Here is a 4,510-nt window from a genome sequence, read left to right on the forward strand (position 1 = left end):
GGCCCGGCCGACCAGGCTGTCGTCCGGATCCGGGTTGACCCGGATCACCAGGTCGAACCCCTCCTCGATCAGGTCGACGGCACGGTCCTCGGTCGAGACCTCAAGCCTCACCTCCGGATAGGCCAGGGCGAACCCCGCGGCGATCTTGCCCATCGCGGTCTGGGAGAACAGCAGAGGGGCGCTGATCCGCAACCGGCCTCGCGGTCTTTCACCGCCGGAGGCGATCGCCGCCGCCGTCTCTTCGAGTTCGGCCAGCAACCGGCCCGCCCGCTGGAACAGCGCCCGTCCTTCCTCGGTGAGCTTCAGCGCGCGCGAACCGCGCTCGAACAGGCGCAGGCCGAGGGCGGCCTCCAGCTCGGCGACCCGCCGGGACAGCGTCGCCTTGGGGCGCCCCGCGGCGCGTGCGGCTCGTCCGAACCCGCCGTGGCGTGCGACGAGAGTGAAATCAGCGAGGGCGAGCAGATCCATTAATGTTCCACTGGAGAGACGTCTTGTCCAAACATGGCGTCTCCCGGCCTGAATATGGATCGGTCATTTAGAGGATGTCTTTTGACCGAACCGGAGTGATCCCCATGACCATCCTCGTCACCGGCGCCACCGGCCGTGTCGGCCGCCATGTCGTCGACCAGCTCCTGAAGCGCGGCGCCGACGTGCGCGTGCTGACCCGCGATCCTGCGAAGGCCGGCTTCCCAGCCGGCGTGGAGGTCGCGCAGGGCGATCTGCTCGATATCGACGCGCTGCGGGCCGCGTTCTCCGGCGTCAGCACGCTGTTCCTGCTCAACGCGGTCACGGGCGACGAGTTCACCCAGGCGCTCGTCACCCTGAACATCGCCCGCGAATCGGGCGTCGAACGTGTCGTCTACCTGTCGGTGCTCCACGCCGACCGCTTCGTCAACGTGCCGCATTTCGCGGTGAAATCCGGCGCCGAGCGGATGATCGAGCAGATGGGCTTCAGCGCCACGATCCTGCGTCCGTCCTACTTCATCGACAACGAGCTGATGATCAAGGACGTCATCCTCAACCACGGCGTCTATCCGATGCCGATCGGCGGCAAGGGCGTCGCCATGATCGACGCCCGCGACATCGCCGAAGTGGCGGCGATCGAGCTGATCCGCCGCGACCAGGCGCCGGGCAAGCTGCCGGTCGAGACCATCAACCTGGTCGGCCCCGACACGCTGACCGGTCCGGACGCGGCCGCGATCTGGTCTGAGGTCCTGGGCCGCCCGGTCGTCTATGCCGGCGACGACCCCAGCGGGTTCGAGCAGAACCTGGCGACCTTCATGCCGAAATGGCAGGCCTATGAGATGCGTCTGATGGCCGAGCGTTATGTCAGTGACGGCATGATCCCGGAGCCCGGCGACGTTGAGCGTCTGACCAGGATCCTGGGCCGGCCGCTGCATTCCTATCGCGACGTCGCGGCCGCGATCGCCGCTGCGGCGTGACACCCGGGCAACCCGGCCCGAATTCATGAGGAGATCGATCATGATCTATTCGACCGCCACCGTCCCGGTGAACCCGGTTGGCGAGACCAGGCTCACTCGTGCGCAAGCCTGGGCCGGCCTGGTGCTCAAGGCCCGGGACGCCCGCGAATTCCTGCCACCGGGCTTCTGCACCCGCTGCGCCGTCGTGGAGGAAAGCGTGACCCATATCGTGCGCGACGCCACCATCGGTGGCGTCGGCCTCCGCGAAATCATCACCTTCGAGCCGGAGTGCAAGGTCACCTTCTTCCAGGCCGGCGGGCCGCGCGAAGGCGCGATCATCAACGAGCTGTTCGAGGATGAGGCGGGCGAACTGCAGCTCCGCTTCTACTGCTACCTCGGCCTGCGCGGGAAGGAGCCGAATGGACCGGAGGAGCGGGCGGAGCAGGCGCAGTTCGACAGCGACAAGGGCTACAAAGCCGCCCTGCTGTCCACGCTGAAGCGGACCCGCGAGCTGCTCGCCGAGGGCAAGCTCTGATCCTCCATCCCCGGATCGAGCATGGGGGCCGCCAGTCACCTGCGGGCGCCCACGTGATCGTAGTGCCGCGCGGGTAAAATCGCTCCGAGGCAAGGTGCCGAGGTGCCCAGCGGTGAGAGTGGAAGGTGATACGCTAGCCTCTTTTCTTACCATTACGGCCAAGCTTCTCCAGCGACCCCAAGCGTCAGAGCCAGGCGGGGATCGGAAACGCTCAGACATCGATAGCGGTATCCGACACGATCTCCCGTATGATCGAGGTCAACCGAGCCCGCTGGGACTGGAGGAGGCGATCCAGTTCGTCGAATGCGGCTTCGGCCGAGCCTCCGACGAGCGCACCCACCAGGGCCCCGAGATGATCCTGGATCTCGGCCGCACGAGCCGAGCCGCAATCGACCAGCCGGACATACCGCGTCCGCTCGTTGCATTGCCGCGTCAGCCGAACCAGTTCGCGATTGAGCGACATGCGCGCGATCTGCTCGTGCAGGCGCTCCAGCCGGATGCACAGCCGGCGCGGTCCGTCGAGTGCGGACGTGTCGACCTCCGGCCCCGACAGATGGGCGGGCGCGAAATCGTCCTTCCACAGCTCCAGCGAGCTGCGCAGCACCATGTGCAGCACGCCGTACAGGTCGTCGATCTCGTGCAGGTCGGGGACCTTGGTGAAGAAGCCCCGGTTCGGCTGGGTGGTGATCAGCCCCTCGTCGGTCAGCCGGATCAACGCCTCGCGCACCGGCGTGACGCTGACCTTCAGCGTGGTCGACAGCTCGTTGATGTGCAGATGCTCGCCGGGGCGGAACTGGAAATCGACCACCAGCTCCTTCAGCTTGGAATAGACCGAAGCCACCTTCCGGCTCTCGACGCCGTAATACATCTCCGTTCACTCCGCGGGGAAGGCCATCGCCTCGACGGTGCCGGCCGGGGCCGGATCGCGCCGGAAGCGATCGATTCGGAAGGGCGCGACGGGCAGTGACGCGGCCCCGTCGAGCGCCAGCTCGGCCAGGATGCGGCCGACCACCGGGCCGAGCTGGAAGCCGTGGGCGGAGAAGCCGAAGGCGTGGAACGCCCCCGGTTCCGCAATGCTCGGGCCCAGCACCGGCAGCCCGTCGGGGGTGAAGCCCTCGATGCCGGACCAGAAGCGCACGATGGCCGCCCGCGCCATGATCGGGAACAGGGCGGCGGCGTTCAAGGCCGCCCGGGACAGGGCCCGGACGTCGATGGCCGTGGCGTTGCTGTCCAGATCGACCGGCGCCCGGTGGCCGCCGCCGATCAGCACCGTGCCGTTGTCCAGCTGCTTGAACGACAGGGCGCGGCCGGCGGCGCCGACCACCGGCCCGACGAAGCGCGGCATCCGCGCCGTGATCATCATCATCGACCCGTTCGCGGCCAGCGGCACGGGGTCGCCCAGCGCCGCGGCCAGCCGGCCGCCCCACGCGCCGGCGCAGTTGAACAGCAGCGCCGCATCGTGCCGCTCGCCCGCCGCCGTCACGCGCCAGCTGCCGCCGTCCGGGCGGGTGACCGCCGCGACCACGGCGCCTTCGACGATGCGGACGCCCTCGCGCTCGGCGGCGCGCCGGAAGGCCGCGGTGGTGCGGAACGGGTCGGCGAAGCCGTCATCGGCGACATGCAGCCCGCCCAGGCAATGCGGCGCCACCGCGGGCAGCAGCCGGCGCAGCGCCGCCTGGCCGATCACCGTCTCACGATGCTTCAGCCCGAGTGCGTCGACGGCCTGGCTGCGCCGGCCCAGCCCTTCCAATTCGTCCGCCGTCTCGGCGACGCGGATCTGGCCGGCGGGGCGGAAGCCGCAATCATCGTCGACCAGCGCCTCCATCTGCCGCCACAGCGCCTTCGCCGCGATCGACAGCGGCAGCTCGGGCAGGGCCCGGCCCAAGGTGCGGACACCGCCGGCATTCACGCCGGAGGCATGACGGCCGACATAGTCCTTCTCGATCACGGTGACCCTCAGCCCGCGCCGCGCCAGGTGCAGCGCGGTCGAGCAGCCCTGCAGGCCGCCGCCGATTACGATCGCGTCCGGCCGCATCTCAGGCCTCCACCCTGTCGGGCGCCATTTCCGGGGCGGCCAGCCGCGCCAGCTGGTCCAGCGGCACCGGCCGGATCGGCGGCCGCACGCGGAAGCGGCCGACGGCCTCGACCGGCCGGCCGCAGGCGGCGGCCGCCAGCTCGCTGACCGTGCCCGCGCACATCCGGCCCTGGCACGGGCCCATGCCGCAGCGCAGCGCGCTCTTCAGCCGGTTGGCGTCGGCGGCGCCTTGTCGCGCCTCCTGCCGCACCGCGCCGGCCGTCACGTCCTCGCAGCGGCACACGATCACGCTGTCGTCGGCCGGGATGCGCAGCCGAGGGCGCGCCCGGTACAGCCGGTCGAGGAACGGCCGGATCGTACCCTCGCGCCGCAGCGCCGCCTGCAGCGGCCGGGCCAGCGCGTCGCGGCGACCCTCGGGCAGGAGGCCGAGATCGGCGGCGGCCGCCAGCGCCGCCAGCCGGCCGCGATCGGCCGCCGCCCGCGCCCCGGCAATGCCGGCGGCGTCGCCGGCGACCAGCA

General features: G+C 70.3%; 6 protein-coding genes. 2 read left to right on the plus strand and 4 right to left on the minus strand.

What is annotated here, in order from left to right; translation table 11 throughout:
- The coding region (locus ABDW35_RS32745; protein WP_343718038.1) for a LysR family transcriptional regulator at positions 1 to 468 on the minus strand (468 nt) is incomplete at its 3' end.
- 104 nt (positions 469 to 572) lie between these two features.
- Between ABDW35_RS32745 and ABDW35_RS32750 the strand changes: the two genes are divergently transcribed.
- Together ABDW35_RS32750 and ABDW35_RS32755 are read left to right on the plus strand one after the other, a co-directional pair.
- Entirely contained in the window at positions 573 to 1,442 is an 870-nt protein-coding gene (locus tag ABDW35_RS32750; RefSeq protein ID WP_343718039.1) for an NmrA/HSCARG family protein, read from the plus strand.
- Between the two features lie 40 nt (positions 1,443 to 1,482).
- Entirely contained in the window at positions 1,483 to 1,956 is a 474-nt protein-coding gene (locus ABDW35_RS32755; protein WP_343718040.1) for an SRPBCC family protein, read from the plus strand.
- 211 nt (positions 1,957 to 2,167) lie between these two features.
- On the opposite strand, the gene ABDW35_RS32760 is transcribed toward ABDW35_RS32755, so the two are convergent.
- From ABDW35_RS32760 to ABDW35_RS32770, 3 genes are all read right to left on the minus strand, one after another.
- Positions 2,168 to 2,824, minus strand: coding sequence for a GntR family transcriptional regulator (locus tag ABDW35_RS32760; protein WP_343718041.1), 657 nt, complete (start codon positions 2,822 to 2,824; stop codon positions 2,168 to 2,170).
- A gap of 6 nt (positions 2,825 to 2,830) precedes the next feature.
- Entirely contained in the window at positions 2,831 to 3,991 is a 1,161-nt protein-coding gene (locus ABDW35_RS32765) for an FAD-dependent oxidoreductase (protein ID WP_343718042.1), read from the minus strand.
- Position 3,992: 1 nt separating this feature from the next.
- A partial coding sequence (locus ABDW35_RS32770) for a (2Fe-2S)-binding protein (RefSeq protein ID WP_343718043.1) occupies positions 3,993 to 4,510 on the minus strand: 518 nt, incomplete at its 5' end.

The sequence above is a fragment of the Inquilinus sp. genome (assembly GCF_039594555.1).
Lineage (GTDB): Bacteria > Pseudomonadota > Alphaproteobacteria > DSM-16000 > Inquilinaceae > Inquilinus.